Source organism: Ideonella alba, from assembly GCF_018069845.1.
Lineage (GTDB): Bacteria > Pseudomonadota > Gammaproteobacteria > Burkholderiales > Burkholderiaceae_C > Ideonella > Ideonella alba.
In genome coordinates, this window is sequence record NZ_JAGQDD010000016.1 from 38121 (window position 1) to 54284 (window position 16164).

17 protein-coding genes are annotated in these 16164 nt (G+C 67.8%); 3 read left to right on the plus strand and 14 right to left on the minus strand.

The genetic code is table 11. From position 1 onward, the window contains the following. Nucleotides 1-52: 52 nt before the first annotated feature. From KAK03_RS18190 to KAK03_RS18220, 7 genes are all read right to left on the minus strand, one after another. A complete protein-coding gene (locus tag KAK03_RS18190; RefSeq protein WP_210855986.1) occupies nt 53-1507 on the minus strand; it encodes a conjugal transfer protein TraH in 1455 nt (484 codons plus the stop codon). Between the two features lie 47 nt (nt 1508-1554). Next, the gene (gene traF / locus KAK03_RS18195) at nt 1555-2466 is read right to left on the minus strand and encodes a conjugal transfer protein TraF (protein WP_210855988.1); all 912 of its coding nucleotides are present in this window, start codon (nt 2464-2466) and stop codon (nt 1555-1557) included. After that, nucleotides 2463-2876 (minus strand): hypothetical protein, encoded by a 414-nt coding sequence (locus KAK03_RS18200; RefSeq protein WP_210855990.1) that lies wholly within the window; start codon nt 2874-2876, stop codon nt 2463-2465. The genes traF (KAK03_RS18195) and KAK03_RS18200 overlap by 4 nt, the downstream gene beginning before the upstream one ends. Next, nucleotides 2873-5206, minus strand: a complete 2334-nt coding sequence (gene traN / locus KAK03_RS18205; protein ID WP_310738654.1) for a type-F conjugative transfer system mating-pair stabilization protein TraN — start codon at nt 5204-5206, stop codon at nt 2873-2875. The genes KAK03_RS18200 and traN overlap by 4 nt, the downstream gene beginning before the upstream one ends. Nucleotides 5207-5669: 463 nt before the next feature. After that, nucleotides 5670-6497, minus strand: a complete 828-nt coding sequence (locus KAK03_RS18210; RefSeq protein ID WP_210855994.1) for an ImmA/IrrE family metallo-endopeptidase — start codon at nt 6495-6497, stop codon at nt 5670-5672. After that, nucleotides 6494-6904: a hypothetical protein gene (locus tag KAK03_RS18215; RefSeq protein ID WP_210855997.1), complete on the minus strand. Its 411-nt coding sequence runs from the start codon at nt 6902-6904 to the stop codon at nt 6494-6496. The genes KAK03_RS18210 and KAK03_RS18215 overlap by 4 nt, the downstream gene beginning before the upstream one ends. Then, the gene (locus KAK03_RS18220; protein WP_210855999.1) at nt 6901-7494 is read right to left on the minus strand and encodes a hypothetical protein; all 594 of its coding nucleotides are present in this window, start codon (nt 7492-7494) and stop codon (nt 6901-6903) included. The genes KAK03_RS18215 and KAK03_RS18220 overlap by 4 nt, the downstream gene beginning before the upstream one ends. Before the next feature lie 130 nt (nt 7495-7624). On the opposite strand from KAK03_RS18220, the gene KAK03_RS18225 reads away from it, so the two are divergent. Genes KAK03_RS18225 through KAK03_RS18235 form a run of 3 tightly spaced genes read left to right on the plus strand, consistent with a single transcriptional unit; the run spans nt 7625 to nt 9499 of the window. After that, nucleotides 7625-7897 carry a multiubiquitin domain-containing protein gene (locus KAK03_RS18225; RefSeq protein WP_210856001.1) on the plus strand — a complete coding sequence of 91 codons (273 nt, stop codon included), beginning with the start codon at nt 7625-7627 and terminating at the stop codon, nt 7895-7897. Beyond that, on the plus strand, nt 7872-9053 hold the full coding sequence (locus tag KAK03_RS18230; RefSeq protein WP_210856003.1) for a ThiF family adenylyltransferase: 1182 nt from the start codon (nt 7872-7874) through the stop codon (nt 9051-9053). The genes KAK03_RS18225 and KAK03_RS18230 overlap by 26 nt, the downstream gene beginning before the upstream one ends. After that, nucleotides 9050-9499 carry a ubiquitination-like system serine protease family protein gene (locus tag KAK03_RS18235; protein WP_210856005.1) on the plus strand — a complete coding sequence of 150 codons (450 nt, stop codon included), beginning with the start codon at nt 9050-9052 and terminating at the stop codon, nt 9497-9499. The genes KAK03_RS18230 and KAK03_RS18235 overlap by 4 nt, the downstream gene beginning before the upstream one ends. 196 nt (nt 9500-9695) lie before the next feature. Here the strand turns inward: KAK03_RS18235 and trbC are convergent, their stop codons facing one another. The 7 genes from trbC to traC all read right to left on the minus strand — a co-directional run bounded on the left by trbC (nt 9696) and on the right by traC (nt 16153). Then, nucleotides 9696-10289 (minus strand): type-F conjugative transfer system pilin assembly protein TrbC, encoded by a 594-nt coding sequence (gene trbC / locus KAK03_RS18240; protein WP_310738656.1) that lies wholly within the window; start codon nt 10287-10289, stop codon nt 9696-9698. Between the two features lie 94 nt (nt 10290-10383). Next, nucleotides 10384-11418, minus strand: coding sequence for a TraU family protein (locus KAK03_RS18245; RefSeq protein ID WP_176067415.1), 1035 nt, complete (start codon nt 11416-11418; stop codon nt 10384-10386). A 41-nt stretch (nt 11419-11459) separates the two neighbouring features. Beyond that, nucleotides 11460-12062, minus strand: a complete 603-nt coding sequence (gene traW / locus KAK03_RS18250; RefSeq protein WP_310738657.1) for a type-F conjugative transfer system protein TraW — start codon at nt 12060-12062, stop codon at nt 11460-11462. 68 nt (nt 12063-12130) lie between these two features. Beyond that, nucleotides 12131-12541 (minus strand): hypothetical protein, encoded by a 411-nt coding sequence (locus KAK03_RS18255; protein ID WP_310738658.1) that lies wholly within the window; start codon nt 12539-12541, stop codon nt 12131-12133. A gap of 9 nt (nt 12542-12550) precedes the next feature. Then, on the minus strand, nt 12551-13093 hold the full coding sequence (gene traF, locus KAK03_RS18260; RefSeq protein WP_176066363.1) for a conjugative transfer signal peptidase TraF: 543 nt from the start codon (nt 13091-13093) through the stop codon (nt 12551-12553). Next, entirely contained in the window at nt 13090-13536 is a 447-nt protein-coding gene (locus tag KAK03_RS18265) for a hypothetical protein (RefSeq protein WP_247661254.1), read from the minus strand. The genes traF (KAK03_RS18260) and KAK03_RS18265 overlap by 4 nt, the downstream gene beginning before the upstream one ends. A gap of 16 nt (nt 13537-13552) precedes the next feature. After that, entirely contained in the window at nt 13553-16153 is a 2601-nt protein-coding gene (traC, locus tag KAK03_RS18270) for a type IV secretion system protein TraC (protein ID WP_210856007.1), read from the minus strand. Nucleotides 16154-16164: the final 11 nt, after the last annotated feature.

Here is a 16164-nt window from a genome sequence, read left to right on the forward strand (position 1 = left end):
ATCCAGGTTGCTGGAGCGGTGCCCGCGGAAGACGGCCCTGCCGACCGCCGTGTCAGCGGGCCTGGAAGGCCGCCTGCTGGCCCAGCATGTCCATCACGTGCTGGGGCATGCTCGAACGCAGCTGGCGCTCGAGCTGCTCCAGGTGACTGGATACCGCCCGGAACGAGCCGACCTTCTGGTACAGCAGGTTCTTCTCCTGCGACAACTGCAGCAGCATGGCCTGGGCCCGCTGCCTCACCAGGTTGGCGCGATCCCGCTGGGTCTGCTGCAGGGTGTAGTCCTTGTCGAGGGCTGCGATGCCCACGCGCAGGTTCCGCTCCAGGAAGACGTAGGCGTAGTCGGCCGCGATCACGTCGCGGTACTGCGCGATCAGGCTGTCGGACAGCCCCGAGCCGGGGATCGTCGCGCCGATCGAGAGCATCTTGTAGACCGGCTCAGTGGTCTGGTTGACGAAGCCGACCTCGGCCGAGTTGTTCGGGATCGCCGTGCGCGTGGCGATCTTGTCGGCGATCGAGCGCATCATGGTCTCGACACGAGCGGTGAAGGGCGTGTGGGTGTAGCTGGTGTTCAGCGTCACCACGTCGCAGTCGGTGTAGTTGTTGCACCGGAGCAGGTGCTGCGTCACGTTGGTGCCGGTGCCCGCTGCCTGGCCGTACAGCAGCTGGCTGATCGAGGTGATCGTCGGCGCCACGGGTTCGGGGTCGCGCGCGGCATCCTCGGCGTAGAAGATCACCGTGCCGACGATGCTCATGATGAGCTCGCGCTCCTGGTCGTCGAGGTAGGTGCCGGTGCGCTGCAGCGCCTTCCAGGTCAGATTGCCGACGAAGGGCGCCTTGTTGCGGATGTTGGCGTCCCCTGAGGATCGGGCCGAGGCAAGGATGCTGGGGCGGTCGGTCGCGCAGCGGCGGCGCGCGGCATCCCGATCGGTCTCCAGGCCCATCTCGATCGCCAGATCGGAACAGGCCTCCTGCGAGCTGAAGCCCGCCGCCTCGGCGGCCGTGCTGACGATGGCCTTTGCGGTCTCGCAGGAGTTGATGCGCGCGTTGTTGATCCAGGTCTCCAGGCCCTTGGCCCACTTGGTCAGCCCGCCCAGCAGCGGCGAGACCGACTCCAGCGCCAGCTGGAAGGCGATGCCCGGCAGCGCGGCCGTGATGTTGCGCAGCATGTTCTTGAACTCGGCCGCCGAGATGTGAGAGAAGGAGCCGCCGAAGACGTCGATGCCGCCGCAGCCGGCGCGGGCGCTCGGAAACTGGATCGCCGCGAGCTGGTAGACCTTGTTCGGCGCCCGCATGAACAGGCTGCCCCCGGTGTAGGTGTTGAAGGTCTGGCCGCGGAACGCCCCCGGTGCGGTGTAGTTGCCGATGGCGCCCAGGCTGTTGAACATATTGTTGACCTCGGTGTTCAGGTCGCCGGCCCGGAGTGGCGCTGGGCCTACGGCGAGGGCGGAGCAGCACAGGGCGACCACCACAGCGCGGTGCAGGGATCGATCGGCGTCGGTACGCTTCATCGGGGGCTCCTTTGGACTTCTGTCTGCGCCGGTGCGGGCTCACCGCCTCAGCGCTGGTGGGTCAAGCGGGCATGGGCCTGCAGGCCGCCCGTCGCGCCGAGGAACGGTGTGGCGGCGCTGTCGGGTGAGGCCGTGACCATCGAGATGCGTTCCACCAGTTGCGACTCGGACAGCACGCCGAAGCCGATCGGGGTGATCTTTCCGGTGAAGGGCTGGGCGAGGTAGACGGCGGGAACCTGGCTCACCCGCAGCGTGGTGGCGATCCCGTTGTCCCGCCGGGCGTCCGCGAAGCCGGGGATCGGGCCACCGTCGACGCTGATCGCGACCACCTTGATGCCGTGCCGGGCCTGGAAGGCCTCGAGTGTCGGCGCGAAGGCATGGCAGTAGGGGCAGTCGCTGCGAAAGAAGAAGAACAGGACATGGTCGCGGCCCAGGGCGCTGATGGACTGGCTGCGCCGGGCCGTCTGAAGCTGGTCGAACACCTCCAGAGCCTTCGCGTTCACCGGGCGTCCCTGGAGCGTGGGGTCGAGCTCGGGGCTGGCCCATGCGATGCGCTGCGCCACGTCGGCGAAGGTGGATGCGCGCGACACCACCTGGGCCTCCAGCTCCATGTAGCGGCGTACGTTGGCTTCGGTCGGCCGCATGATGGCGATGTGCCGGCGCTCCTCGAGGGCCTTCTGCAGGCGCTCGAACTCGACGATCTCGGGGGGCTTTGCGGGCAAACGCCGGGGTGCAGTGGCGGCGCTCGATGCCGGTGCGGCCTGCCGCGGTGCGGAAGCCGGTGGTTCGGGCGGCGGGACCTCCGGCTCCTCGTAGAAGTGCCATCCGCGCCAGTTGTCGGACCAGTACGGCCGTCCGGAGTCCTGCGGCAGCGCAAGGACGATCGTCCCGCTGCCGAGCGTGACAACGAGGCAGAGTGCGAGCCGAGCTTGGCGCGAGGCAGGGCGGCGCAGCGTCATGGGCGCCGCCTCATGTCCATCAAGACGGGCGACCGCGGCGGCTGGCCGTCGCGGCAGTAGTTGATGCCGAAGTCGATGGTCTGCCGCCGGGGTGCCTGCACGCCGCCAGCGCCGTAGTTGGGCAGCTGCACGCCGTCTTGCCAGAAGCGCACGTTGAGGCGACTGCAGCCTGGCTGGGCGTAACGCTTCTCGGTGCTGACGTCGATGTAGATCGGCGTCGTGGCGTTGAAGCGCTTCGAGATCGCCTCGGCGACCTCGCCAACCAGGACCCCGTGGGCCTTGCCGTCGGGCGCGTCCAGGGCCGACAGCATCAGCTGCTTGGCATCGCGGACGGGCAGTCGTTCCTGAGCCGTGGAAGTGCTGGCGATCAAGGCGCATGCGGCGCCGACCAGAACGGTGATGGCCTTCATTGGCACTTCCCCTGGCCGTAGTAGCAGGTGGGCACGCGGCTGGCGCTGCCGGCCTGCAGCGCGTTGACGTTCGGCAGGGTCGGTACCAGCGACGCATAGAACTCCGTCAGGTCCATCGCCGCGAAGTTGAGGGTCTGCAGCTGCGCGACGGTGAAGCCGGAGCAGTCGGCGTTCTGCGCGCCGCCCCAGCCCTTGCCGATCTGCGCGCGGCCCTGTTCATTGACGATGCGCGCCAGCATCGAGTTGAAGCAGCACTTCGAGGTGGTGTGCTCGACGCAGGACACGCACACGCCCAGGACCCGGAAGCACGATGAGCACCAGGTGCCGATCGTGTGGCACAGCCTGGCGCCTTCCTTCATCGCCAGCTTCCCCTCGTCCTCGTTGCAGGACATCATCGAGAGGACGATGTAGATGATCACCGCGATGGCCAGCGTCCACGGGTCGAAGGCCACGACCAGGCTGTCCCCGGCATACACGGCCACCGATCCGGCGGGCAGGGCGGCGCCGTTGACCGCCACCGTCACGCCGTAGGTCGTGAACGTGCCGCTGAAGCCGCCGCCCATCAGCAGCGCCGAGATGCCCTGGTAGATGAACTGCTGGTTCTGCGAGTTCATCAGCACGTCGAACACAAGGCGCGAGCCACCTCCGAAGATGCTCTGGTTCGTCATGCCGGCGCCGGCGCCGTCGGCGTAGCAGCAGTTCTTCAGCAGGCGGTCGCGGCAGCGGTTCTCCTCGCCCTTGAAGACCTGCATGCGGTCGGCGTCCAGGTAGATGCCCGCCTCGCGCCCGGCCTCGAGCATCGACATGCTGCGCGCGAAGTCGGGGTCGTTCGGCGCGCCGATGTCGAAGCAGTTGCCGCTCAGGCAGAAGACGTTGGTCGGGCAGTTGCTGCTGGTGGTGACGGTCTGGGCGGGCACGGGGCAGCTGTAGCCGTCCTCGAACACCTCGCACACGCCGGTGACGGCGTTGGTCTGCCGGCAGGTCGACGACTGCGGCGTGCAGCCTGTTGCCACCAGCGGTGCGCACTGGTCGGCCGATGCGCCACCGCTGCACGACATGGTGCTCCGGTACTCCCAGCAGTCGCGGGTGACGGCCACGCCGTCGACGACCTTGGTCGCCGGGCCATCGGTGCAGACGGCGGGCGAGGTCGTGGTGCAGCGACCACCGGCGTCCAGGGTCGGGCACTGGTCGTCCCAGCGGTCGGTCTCGGTGACGGTGGTGGCTGGCCGCGTATAGGACAGCCGCATCGTCGGAATCGGGCCGAAGGCGGGGTTGGGCGCCCAGCCGATCACGGCCCGGTCGGCGTCGATGTTCCAGTAGGTACCGGCCACGGTGCCCGTGATGTCGATGCCGGCGTAGGGCGTCCAGCCGGGAGCGGGCGCGTAGCACCTGGTGCCGTCCAGCGCGGAGGTGGTGCAGCCGCTGTCGCCCTGGCAGACGGTGTCCTGGATGTTGTCGCCGCTCTGCGTGCCGGCGCGGCAGGCGGCGTAGACCTTGAGGAAGGGCTCGACGCTGGTGCAGCTGTAGCCGGAGTCGCCGCCACCGGTGCAGACCTCGGCACGCTCCGGGGCCACCATCGCAGTCAGGCTGCAGGTCGATCCGCTGCAGCTCTTGTCGGCCACCCAGACGGCCGTGCGGATGGGCTGGCCGTCGATCATCGAGTAGGTGGTGTCGAGAACCGACACGATCTGTGGGAAGACGACCGGCGTCGTCATGTCCACGTCGAAGAAGCTGAACGGATTGCCGTCCTGGGTGACGCGGAAGTGCTGCGCGGTGACGGAGCGGTCAGGCAGGCACTGCACGTCCAGACCCGTGCGGCCGGAGGCGGCGTGGGCGAACCAGTCGCCCGGGCCGCAGCTGGTAGTCCACGTCGTGCTGACGGTCAGGCTTCGGCTGCAGCTGTAGTTGCCGACGCCGACGTAGCGCAGGCAGCTGCGTGGCTGCATGCCGGCGGGCACCGGGGTGACCGTGGTGGTGCACCCGCTGTAGTAGGCGGCCAGGCTGCCCAGCTCGGCCGATGGCGTGCGGCCGATTGCGCGCGCGGAGGCAACGGCAGGGTCATCGACACCGATCGTCGGGCGCGGTGTGTTGGCCGAGGAGAAGGCGCCGCGCTGCGCCTGGCAGAGCGGGTCGCTCGGGGTCAAAGTACAGGCAGACAGCCTCGCGCTGCCCTGCGATGAGAGATTGGGCTGGCGGTAGTAGCTGCGCTCAGGAGGGGTGGTCGTGTAGCCCGGGACCACGGCGGTGGCGCCCGGGGTGGTGACGTTGCCGCGGGCCACTGGGTTCGCGGCCTGGCCGGCGGCGACACCTTCCTCGTGCGGGCCGGCCACGGCGGCGGTCTGCGTTGTCAGGAAGCAGGCGGCGGTGATGCAGGCGACGAGGCGGCGCCAAGGCGAGGCGCCGCTCGCCGTGGATGGCGGCGAGGCAGGGAGGTGGCTATCGGGGCCTAGCGGGGTCGGTGGAAGCACGCCCCATGGTCAGGGGCGGTCCGGTCGGTGTCGCGGTGAAACGGCGACTGAGAGAGAGGGGTTTCGATGCTGGGCAAGCGTTTGGGGAACGGCTGTTCGGCAGCGGGAGCGGTCGTCTGTCGAGAGCGGCCGAAGGGCTGATCACCGCCGGGGATCGGGCGTTCGCCGGACTGCCAACCAGGTGCGCCCGACCCTGAGCGCCAGCGGGGGTTCTTACCCCTTGCTCCCTTCCTACCTTCACGCTGATGGTGCGCCGTCGGATCAGGCGCGCAGCGTCACGGCTTCCACGCGCCGACGACAAGCGTCATCCATCTTCACCATGTATCTAGCGACGCTTCGTGTACGAGCCACTCTCGTTGTAGCGTCGAATACCGACGTTCGGATCGAAGCGCGCGTCCAGCATCGGAGACGAGAGGTACAGAAGTACCAGAACCTCTCCCGCCTTGCCCGGGATGCACTCCTCGGTAACCTCGTAGTTCTCGGCGTCGTCATTCTCGAACCAGACCTCGCCCGGTTGCTTGCGTGCCGATGCGACGCGTGTTCCGGCGGTCAAGAGACCGTGAGCAAATGAGTCGTCGTCCAAGCGGCTGCGCAGCCACCAGCGGCGTGGCACGTGCTTGGCGGGCTTGCTCCACTTGAGCCCTTGGGCCGAGTAGCAGGCGACGATCACTGGCAGCGTATCGATGTCGGCCAAGCGGATTGCCGTTGCCAAGAGGCTGGTCTCGTAGTCGTTCGATAGGCCATCGAGCTCCTTGAACCCGGGCTTCCCCAGCGCCTTCACAGCAGGCCCGAAGAACACTGCTGGCATGAGCAGGTGCGCTGAATACTCGTCGGCCTCGCGCTCGCGCGGCTTGTCCGACGTCAGGTTACGGTCGGGGTCGTCGGCGCGGCACGCGAACGACTTTCCTCGGTGTAGTTCCCAGTGCCCGAGTTCATGCCCCACCGAGAATCTCTCCCGACCTCGGACGCTCGAGGGCCGAATCGTCGCGATAGCGCGGTCACCGGCGCCGACCAGCATGGCTTCGCAGCCCTCGAGTGCCTCGTACTCCACCAGCATTCGGGCGTCGAAGGCGATCGCGTCGACGTCAATGTCGCGCGGGTCGCTGATGCCGAGCTCCGCTATTCGGGCCTCGGCGCGCTCGCCAGGGGTCATCGGGAATCATCCCCAGCCCCGGGCGGGACGACGCCAAGACGAACAAACTTGCTGTACAGGGCGAGCGCAGCCTGGTCCGACAACTCATCGAGCTGGCGCGCCGCCATGGTGTACCGGCCGGTGTTGGCCGCCTCGCGGAGAAAGGCCTTGGCCTCGGTGGCGCTCACCGACCCGCTGCCGCGGATACGCGAGAGAGCCCGCGCTCCAGCCAGGCCTGCCTTGGCGGCGGCCAGTCTCCGCTTGGCGGCCTCCTGTTTCGCCGCGCTCAGCAGAGTCAGCCCACGTGCCTGGATGGCGGCCGGACCATCGCCGTCGAGGACCTGCTCGTCGCTCATGCCCATCAACTCGGCAAGCAGTGCGTCCAGCAAGACGCTCAGGTCATCCTGCAGCTTTTGAGGCGCAGTCATTTCAGTTTCCTCGCTGCAGCGGCCGGCTTGAGCTTTCGCAGCAAGCGCTGTCGTGCCGCATCAAATTGTTTGGCGTCGAGACCGGTTTCCTGCCGAGCCTCGGCGCCGCTGTAGCCCATGGCCCACGCCATCAGAACCAGCTCGGCCTGGTCGTCGCCCTTGACGAGTTGCTCGATCGCGGCCAGTTGTTGGCGCCCTTCCACGGTGTCCTGCGGGCCAAGACGCTGGACAGCGTGCACTGGTGCCGGTCGGCCCTCCTCGGGCGCCTCTTCTTCGCCCGTCGACACGACGGCGTACTGATCGATCGGGGCGTTTTCGACCCTCTTCTGCGCGTTGCTGGCAACGCTGTGCATTGCCACCTTGAGCGTGACGAGCGGGTGGACACCGCGCCGCCAGGTCCGATCCTCACCGAGGAGATCGACCAGGGTCTCCTGCAGCAGATCTTCCGGGGTCATGTCGGTCAGTCCGTACGCAGCCACGCGCGCGAGGCTTTCGGCGCGGGCCCAGTCGCCGGGCGACATAGCGCCCAGCAACGCCTCGCGCTCGGCCTTGGACAGTGGCTCTTCGTCTGGTGGCTTGGGTTGTTCCATGGTTCGGCTTCCGACCCGTATGACTCCTGGTGATCGCGATCTGGACGCGCGGCGGATCTTTTTTTCTGCCGTCCTCGGCTGGGCCGGTGGAGAGTCCTACAGGGGGGCGAAACCACAAGGAGCACCCAGTATGAACACCGAAACGGAAGAAGCCAACTCGGAGCGCCGGAGCTTTGAGATCGTCATTAACGGCGAACAGCACGTGGTGCCGCGTCGCCGCCTGACCTTCGAGGACGTCGTCCGGCTGGCCTTCGACGACGCCACCTTCAACGACGACATCGTCTACACGGTCACTTACAAGCGCGGTCCCGAGCAGAACCGGGAAGGCTCGCTGGTCGCCGGCGAGGCAGTGTTCGTAACCAACGGGATGATCTTCAATGCAAAGCGCACTGATAAGTCGTAGTCCTGACCTACTCAGGCTGCGCGACGAGGGCTACGAGCTCGAAATCCGCTCTGGGCACCTGCTGGTGCACAGGGTGCCCTACGTCAACGCCGCCGGCGCCATCGGCTACGGCGTGCTGGTGTCGGACCTGACACTGGCGGGCGACGCCACGGTGCGGCCGGGCAACCACGTGGCGTGGTTCGTCGGCGAGCACCCGTGCGACCGCGCCGGTCGCGCGATCACTGCGATCCGCCACGGCACGGCGAAGTTCGATCTGGCGCCGGACATCACGGCGCAGCACGCCTTCTCGAACAAGCCGCCGGCCGGGTATCCGGACTACCACGCCAAGATGACGCGCTACATCGAGATCATCAGCGCGCCGGCGCAGTCGCTGCAACCGGGCCTGACGGCGCGCACCCACCGCCCGATGGCGGCCGATGAGGCCGAGTCCGTGTTCCGCTACATCGACTCGGCCTCGAGCCGCGCCGGCATCATGGCCGTCACGGCCAAGTTGTCGGGGGCGCGCATCGCCATCATCGGTCTGGGCGGCACGGGCTCGTACCTGCTGGATCTCGTCGCCAAGACGCCAGTCCTGGAGATCCATCTCTACGACGGCGACCTCTTCCAGCAGCACAACGCGTTCCGGGCACCGTCTGCCGCCTCCCTGGAAGAACTGCACGCGAAGCCCACGAAGGTGGCCTACCTGGCGGCGCTCTACGGCAAGATGCGCCGCGGCATCGTGCCGCACGAGGTCTTCATCGACGAGACGAACATGGGCGAGCTCGTGGGGTACGACTTCGTGTTCCTGTGCATGGACAGCGGGCCGGCCAAGCGCCTGATCATCGAGACGTTGCAGGCCGCCGGGCGCTCGTTCATCGACACCGGCATCGGCGTCGAGCTGAAGCAGGCCAGGCTGCAGCTCTGGGGCATCTGCCGGGTGACTACCAGCACCCCGGACCAGCAGAACCACGTCGCGCAACGCGTGTCCTGCGCCGCGAACGACGACGACGACCTCTACGCCCGCAACATCCAGCTCGCCGAGCTGAACTCGCTGTGCGCCGTGATGGCCGTGATCAAGTGGAAGAAGCTCTGCGGCTTCTACATCGACGACGACCGGGAGCACGACTCGACCTACACGACGAACACCAACCTCCTGACGAGCGACGTGACGCCGTGAAGCGCCAGACCTACACCTTCCGGTTCGTCGAGTTCATGCCGAAGGTGCTCGACGAGGGCGCGCTCTACGTGTCGATGACCTACGCGACGGCGAGTCACCGATGCTTCTGCGGCTGCGGCATGAAGGTGGTGACACCGCTGTCGCCTACCGACTGGCGGCTCACCTTCGACGGCGACTCGCTGTCGCTTTACCCGTCGATTGGCAACTGGAGCTACCCGTGCCGGTCGCACTACATCCTGCGCGGCAACCGCGTCGTCTGGGCGGGACCGATGTCAGACACGGATGTTCGCGCGGTGCGGGATGCCGATGTTCGCGACAAGCGGCGCTACTACCACCAACGGCTCGATCCGCAGGCGGCTCCAGTGCCGTCCGCCGTACTACCGTCTGCACACGCCAGCGCGCGCCCGCCACGCTGGTGGCGGCGCATGCTGGACTGGTTCAGATGAGATGGTGCCCGAGCGTGGACCCAGCGCTAGCGCCTGCCTGACGAAGGATAGAACGTATCTGCCATGACAAGCAGTCGCTCGAGTCGACGTCATGCTGAGCGACCGCTCCGCACGGAAGCGGTCGCCTACTGGGCGGGCGGCGAGTAGCCGATTTCAGTCTGCTGCCTACGGGCGAGAGGCACAGTGGGAGTGGCGCCTACCGCTGTGGACGAACTGAAGCTCCGGCGCTCTGGTTCAGGTATCGCATCGCGTAGTCCAGGGTCACATCTCCCGCGACCTTGACAGACTGTGGCAACGTGCCACATACGCGGGATGCACAGGCCTCGGTGCCGGCGCCGTCCGTGACTAGGACGAATGTCGGAGTCCTTGTGATCCCATGGCGATCGAACGCTTCCGGATCGATCTGGATGTCAACGCGGCGGCTGCCGATCAGCGCCTGCATGCGAGTCACCGTCTCGCGGATCGATCCATTGATCAATCCCCGCAGCACGAGCGTCGCGCCCGCCCGCGCTGCCTGGTCGACCAAGCGCTGTAGCGTCGGCTCCGGCATCGCGAAGCTCACGAAGATCAACACCTTCGGCCCTGCCTTGCCAGGCCTCATCGCAGCTGCCTGCGCGCCGTTCTGCAGGTCGAAGCCCTTGGAGATTGCCTCGAGATCGATGGGCATGCGGGTCACCGGCTGCGGAAGGTTCTCGATGCGCGGTGTACCCGGAACTGGCACCTTCGCCAGCTCGGCCTCGGTCGGCATTCGATGCTGCTGGCGTGCGCGCTCGATGTCGGCGTCGGTCACGACGGGTGGCGTCGCCGGGGCACCCAGCACGCTGCCGGCAAGAAGGAGCGCAGCGATTCCCGCGCCGAGCGTCCGTCCGATGGGCGATGCCGCGTCAGTAGCCCACACAGCAGTTCCTCTTCCGAAACAGCATGAACGCGAAGTCCTCGCCGCGCACCGGGTACTCCTTGCCGGCGCCCCAGACGATGGTGCTGCGGCCGAAGGGCTGGCAGCAGCGCCCGCCGTCCTTGGCGGTGTTGGCCACCGGATAGGTCAGCTGGGTCTTGTAGGCGGTCTTGTCCATGGCCGGCAGGAAGTAGGGCCCGCACAGGCCCGGGCGGCCATGCCAGCCCCAGGCCAGCAGCTCGCGGTGCATCTTGGCGGTCAGCCGCTGCGCGATGAGGGCCGCCGTTCGCACGCCGCCCATGTGGTACGGCACGTGGCCATCGAAGGGGTAGATGCCGCCCTGGCAGCCGGCGCACCAGAACATCTCGGCGATGCCGAAGCCCGCGGTCGCGGCCACGCAATCGGCCGCGCAGGCCGCCACCGCCACCGGGTTGGCGAACAGCACGGCCTCGGGGTTGAGGATGAGGGTGAGCTCGTCGTCGTTCCACAGCGGGTCCACCTCGGTCAGATAGGCCAGGTCGAACGAGCCCCGCTCCAGGCACGGGAAGTCGGTCACCACCTCCAGCCAGTACAGCACCGGGTTCACGTAGAAGTGCGCCTGGTAGAAGCTGCCGCCGTCGCCGTCGCCTTCGGGGCGCGTGAACCGTGCTGCCGCCGGCGCCGGGATGCCGGGGTCGAGGTCGATGCCGCCCAGCGACGCCAGGCAGAACGGCTTGCGCACGGCCTCCACGTGCCGGGCCGGCTCCCAGAACCCGATCGACAGTCCGATGGTGGGGTTCACGCCGCAGCTGCAGACCGGGTTGGACGGGTTGGGGATGTCCTCCTGCCCATCGAAATTGGCGATGGTGGCGCTGCCGATGCTGATCGGCAGGATGCAGCTCCAGCAGATCTCGGTGATCGGGTTGGGGAAGCGGCCGGTGCAGGTCAGGCTGTCGGCGGCCTGCGCAGGCGCCACCCAGGGCAGGGCGGCGAGCAGCACCGCGCGGGCAAGCACGTGGTCGGCCCATCGGCGAAGCGCGGGCATCCTCAGTGCGGCAAGCCAGCGGATCAGGGCGGGCAGGGTGGTCATTGCACGAGCACCTCGTCGACGCGCAGGCGCATGCCTTCCTGCGAGACCAGGGCGGGCACCTGCCTGATGCCGAAGCGGCGGGTCAGCGTCCCCTGCTGGTCGTAGTACACCGGCACACGCCAGGCCTTCATCAGGTCCAGATACGAGCCACCTGTCAGGATGGGCTTGACCTTGCCGTCGTAGCGCGCGATCAGCTCGCGGGCCCGAGCGACCTGCCGTCCGTCACGGGCATCGAAGAACAGCAGCCGCTTGGACAGCGACACCACCTCCAGCGGGTTCTTGCGCGTCCCGGCCGGGAACAGCAGCCGGCCCTGCGCATCGACGATGTTGCGGTCGAGCGTGAAGGTCGGATCGATGGTCCAGGACCGTGCCGTCTCGGTGCTTCGTATGCCCTCGACCGGAGCGGGCTGGCGTACGGCGGCCACACTGCGGTTGCGGGCCTCTTCGATCAGACGCTGCAGTTCGCCCGTGCGTTCCTTGTCGCGCAGGCGCTGCTGTATGAACTCCAGCAGGTGGGGCTCGGCAATGCCATAGGTCGGGCCGATGGTCCCCAGGTCCACGGCGTGGGCGGCCGTGCTCAGGATCGAGGCGACGGCCACCAGCAGCGACCGAATGACGCGTGCCGCCGGGCTGGTGCAACCTGCCCGAGGCAGTGGCATTTCGAACTTCATCTTGCCGCCTTTCGGGTGCAAGAGACCTGCTCGCCAAGCCGCGTCAGACCTGGTCCGTCCTGGAGGTGGCTGGCCCGGATCATCGCCATCAGCAGCGGATCGCCGTCTCCTTCCGCCATTGCCTGTCGCAACTCGCGGCTCGAAAGACTCCGGCGGCACCGGCGCTCGTGCGCCTGGAGATAGGCCTGCGCCCCTTGGTGCGCCGCAGGGGAGATCTGCTGGAGCAGAGCTAGGTAGTCGGCCATCGGCACGTCGCCCGTGACAGCCGGCTCGGACGGTGTCTGCGCCAGCGCCGGCAAGGCTGTGGCGAGCGCGGTCAGGGCGACGAGGGACGCCAAATATGCCCGGGAGGTCGATCGGGCCACGTGACGGGGCACCGGCCAACGCAGCATCAGGTGCGTATACACGGCAGTCCCTTAGAACAGTGGCACCACGGTGCCCAGCACCTGCTCGGCCCGCACGAGCCCGCTGCTGCGGTAGCGCGAGTCGAACGAATCCGGGCCCGTGCCCTGCACGTAGTAGTGGCCCGGCGGGATCACCGTCGGCGCGATCGGCTCCAGCGGGCGCCGGTCGAAGGCCTGGGCCTTGGCCGTGCCGACGACGACACCGTTGACCGACACCGTGCGGCCGGACACCGTCACCACGTCGCCCGGCAGGCCGCGCACGACCTTGAAGAACGGCTGACCGTCCAGTCCGGGGTAGGCGGCTCGCGCCTCGCCCGCAAACGAGAAGATGACGAATTCGCCGCGCTGCAGCGGATGCTCGCCGTGCTGCAGCCAGGCCACCCGGTACGGCAGGCTGCCCGTCCAGTTGAAGAGGACCGGCACGCGCGGCGTCGGGTCGATGAAGAGCCGCGTGTAGGCGAAGGCCCAGATCGCGAAGACGGGCAGGTAGAGATACCAGCGTCGCCGCATGTGCATCGCAAAGTCGATGGCCTGGGTGCGAAGGCTGCGCTTCATCGGGCCTCCTCGGGGTCGTTCCTGTGAGGTGTCTGGGGATGGCCCAGCTTCTGCTGCAGCAGTGCCGTCAGATCGACGGTCCGCGGTGTCCGGCCGGCCACGGCGCTCTTCAGCACCACCAGGCAGGCGCAGTCGCGCGGCAGTTCCTCGAGAGCGGCCGGCAGCCGCTGCGAGAAGCTCCGGGCCAGCGCAAACGCCTTCTCGCGGTCGGCGTCGGTGGTGGCGCGGGTCAGGAGCTGGGTGAACTCGGCCTCCTTCTGCCGGTACACCTCGCCGACATCGACGACGCCGACGCGCTGGGCCGGGCGCACCACCACGCGGTCGTAGGCGGCCAGCGTGCCCAGCACGATCAGCAGCGCGAATGTCGCGTGGAGAAGGATGGGCGTCATGCCCACAGGCCCGGCAACGGGCTGGTGAGGATTGGCGCTGGCGTCGACGTCCATGGGGGCCTCGCCAGGGTCACACCGCGTGCCCGCGCCGCCGCAGCAGCTCGGTGATCGCGTCGTCGATGCTCAGGCCCTGCGCCCGCAGCTCGTCGATCGGGGCGTTGTCCTCCAGCTTGTTGGAGAACAGCAGGTGGGTCGCCGGGTCGAGGATGTTCCGCGCCACGCCTTCGCCCACCGGCGAGGAGATGTAGACCTCCGAGAACACGCCCGGCTCCGTGCGCAGCGAGTTGAGCAGCCGCTTCTTGGGCTCGTCCATCGACAGCCGCCCCTTGCGGTCGAGCATCTCGATCGACTCGGGCTTCTGCCGCAGCAGGAACACCCAGTCCGAACAGTTGAAGGCCGCCTCCATCTGGGCCGAGCCGTAGTAGTCGTCGGCACTCTGCGTGGCCGTGCCGAGCGATCCGCCGTACTTGCGGGCGCGACGCGCGGCTTCCTCGACCACGGCCGCCTTCACGGGGTCGTCGGCGCCGATGTCGCCCAGCTGCTGCTTCAGCTCGTCGATGAAGAGCACCTTGCGCCGGTTGCGCGTCAGGTACATCTCGCCGGTGATCTGGTGCAGCAGCAGGATGTTGACGACCGCATGCAGATCGGGCCTGCGCTTGAGCTCCTCGTTCTCGATGACGACGAAGTCGTTGCCGAAGTCGATGTTGTTGCGCCCCTCGAAGAAGCGCTCGTACTGGCCGCCGCGCGAGTAGGGGTTCAGCATCACGGCCAAGTCGCGGATACGCGGGTCCTCGCGCACGCCCAGCTCCTCGATGGTGCCGGCCTTGAAGGCGTCGCGCAGCGCGGTCACCGTGAGCGCGTTACCGTGCTCGCGGAACAGCTTGAGGACCATCGCCGAGATGGCCTTGTACTGGACCTCGTCCAGCGGCCGGGACATCGAGGCCATCTTGGAGATGGCCGGCACCAGCATGTCGATGTCCTCGTTGATGTCGACGATGTGCGTGAAGGGGTTGAGGCAGATGTCGACGTCGAGCCGGAACTCGATGTACGTGCCCTTGGCCTTGCGGCACAGCTTCTCGAACGACCGGCCGAGGTCGAGCATCCACACCTTGGCGTCGATGGCCCGGTAGGACCATGCCATCTCGTTCATCAGCACCGACTTGCCGGACCCGGGCGCACCGATGATCGCGAAGTTGTAGTTGCCCAGATCGTTGTCGAAGATGTCCAGCGTCATCAGCTGGCCGCGCCGGCCCCCGAAGACCAGGGCCGGCGTGCGCGTGCCGCGCCACTCTGCGATCAGCGGTGCCAGGTGGATGGCATTGGCCATCGTCTTGCGCGAGACGCGGCGCATCTTGGCCAGGTCCTTGTGGAAGGCCTCCGACAGCGTCATCGGCAGGCTGGCCAGCAGCGCTTGCCGGTGCATGTAGACATCGGCGTTGAGCTGGAAGCCCCGGCCGCGCCAGATCGCGTTGGCGGTCTCCTGGGCGGACACGGCCTTCTCGGGCGGCGAGAAGATCGCCAGCTGGTGGTACAGGCTCACCAGGCTGCTGCCCACGTCGATGGCGTTGGCCGCCGCCGTCCAGTCCTGCAGCTTCTTGCCCACATCGGGCATCACCTCGGCCATCTTGCTGCGCGCGTTCTGGGTCGCGCGCACGTGGTTAGCCGTGACCACGGACTTCATGACGTTGGGGTCGAGCACGTGCACGCCCATGGTCAACAGGAAGGGCGCGCTGTACTGCAGCGCCGGCTGCATCAGGTCGCCGATCAGTGAGCCCATCTGCCACAGTGCAAAGCGCTCGGGGAAGGACTTGATCGAGTAGAAGCGTGCTTCCAACGATCCCTCGTGGCCCTCCTTCCAGAGGGTCAGGCCGGCAGGATGCGGGTCCTGGATGGTGTCGAAGTCGACGATCTGGTCGCGGATCTCGCGGCCGTCGTCGTAGTGGAGGTTGGGGGCGTCGGTCTGGGAGACCCGGTCCGGGTTGGTGAACAGCGCACACCAGTTGATCAGGTCCGCGGCGTCGCAGACACGGCTGGGCAGCGACGCCGAGCGCAGCGTGGACGCCATGGACTCGCGCAGCGCGACCAGCTCGTCGCGCCGGGTCAGGTCGCCGGCCTGCTCCACGCCGCCGGGCACCGACACGCTCATCATCAGCCGAAAGTCGCGGATCGTGTAGTGGAAGCCGGTGGTCAGCGACTGCTGCGCACCGTGCAGCAGGTGCCCCACACGCTGCCGAGCAAGGCGGTGGAACAGGTTGTCGTTGCGCGCCGGGCGACCCCAGTGCTTGGCCTTGTCGGCCTGGTCGGCATCCTCGACGCGCAGGTTGGCATAGCGGCGCAGCTGCTCGCGGATGTGCGGCGAGGCAAACAGGTGGAACTGGATCCCGGTGGCTGGCGGGCAGGTCGAGTACAGCGAGATCAGCACCTCGGCCATGCGGTCGTCGGCACCCGACTGCGGCATCAGCTCGAGCATGAAGCCCAGGCTGTCGCGGTTGACGAAGAGCTTCTCGTCGGCGAGGTAGGCCGAGTACGGCAGCCAGGACGCGAACTGCTCGGCCGGCGTGTCCGGAGGCGAGCCCAGGCCCAGCCAGCCCAGGCTCCCGTGGCGGGGGCGGCTGCCGCCGGGAGAGGCGGCGGATCGGGTCGAAGCGGTCGGGGCGAACGGAGTGAGCATGGAGCGTGCCT

Excerpts from the sequence above, each read along its gene's own strand:
- KAK03_RS18210 (WP_210855994.1), bottom strand. The coding sequence starts at position 6,497 with ATGACCCCTGGCGAGCGCGCCGAGGCCCGAATAGCGGAGCTCGGCATC.
- traC (WP_210856007.1), bottom strand. The coding sequence starts at position 16,153 with ATGCTCACTCCGTTCGCCCCGACCGCTTCGACCCGATCCGCCGCCTCT.
- KAK03_RS18190 (WP_210855986.1), bottom strand. The coding sequence starts at position 1,507 with ATGAAGCGTACCGACGCCGATCGATCCCTGCACCGCGCTGTGGTGGTC.
- KAK03_RS18225 (WP_210856001.1), top strand. The coding sequence starts at position 7,625 with ATGAACACCGAAACGGAAGAAGCCAACTCGGAGCGCCGGAGCTTTGAG.
- KAK03_RS18265 (WP_247661254.1), bottom strand. The coding sequence starts at position 13,536 with ATGGACGTCGACGCCAGCGCCAATCCTCACCAGCCCGTTGCCGGGCCT.
- KAK03_RS18215 (WP_210855997.1), bottom strand. The coding sequence starts at position 6,904 with ATGACTGCGCCTCAAAAGCTGCAGGATGACCTGAGCGTCTTGCTGGAC.
- KAK03_RS18220 (WP_210855999.1), bottom strand. The coding sequence starts at position 7,494 with ATGGAACAACCCAAGCCACCAGACGAAGAGCCACTGTCCAAGGCCGAG.
- KAK03_RS18245 (WP_176067415.1), bottom strand. The coding sequence starts at position 11,418 with ATGCCCGCGCTTCGCCGATGGGCCGACCACGTGCTTGCCCGCGCGGTG.
- traF (WP_176066363.1), bottom strand. The coding sequence starts at position 13,093 with ATGAAGCGCAGCCTTCGCACCCAGGCCATCGACTTTGCGATGCACATG.
- KAK03_RS18230 (WP_210856003.1), top strand. The coding sequence starts at position 7,872 with ATGCAAAGCGCACTGATAAGTCGTAGTCCTGACCTACTCAGGCTGCGC.
- KAK03_RS18200 (WP_210855990.1), bottom strand. The coding sequence starts at position 2,876 with ATGAAGGCCATCACCGTTCTGGTCGGCGCCGCATGCGCCTTGATCGCC.
- traF (WP_210855988.1), bottom strand. The coding sequence starts at position 2,466 with ATGACGCTGCGCCGCCCTGCCTCGCGCCAAGCTCGGCTCGCACTCTGC.